1 protein-coding gene is annotated in these 328 nt (G+C 70.4%); it reads left to right on the forward strand.

Translation table 11 applies throughout. The features are described from left to right. Nucleotides 1-328, forward strand: a 328-nt coding sequence (locus PUR53_RS07355; RefSeq protein ID WP_329907783.1) for a HAMP domain-containing protein, incomplete at both ends; no start/stop codon positions are given.

Below are 328 nucleotides of genomic sequence, written 5' to 3' on the forward strand. Positions count from 1 at the left end.
GCGGCCAGGCGCAGGTCAGGGGCGTCAGCGGCGTCTGGAAGGACCTCACCGACAACGTCAACTTCATGGCCCTGAACCTGACGTCGCAGGTCCGCAACATCGCCCAGGTCACCACCGCCGTCGCCAACGGCGACCTCTCCCAGAAGATCACCGTCGACGCGCGCGGCGCGATCCTGGAACTGAAGGACACCGTCAACACGAGGGTGGAGCAGCTGCGCGCCTTCGCCGACGAGGTGACGAGGGTGGCCCGCGAGGTCGGCACCGACGGCGCGCTCGGCGGCCGCGCCCAGGTGCTGGGCGTGTCCGGTGTGTGGCGGGACCTCACCGA

Source organism: Streptomyces sp. SP18BB07 (genome assembly GCF_036322545.1).
Lineage (GTDB): Bacteria > Actinomycetota > Actinomycetes > Streptomycetales > Streptomycetaceae > Streptomyces > Streptomyces deccanensis.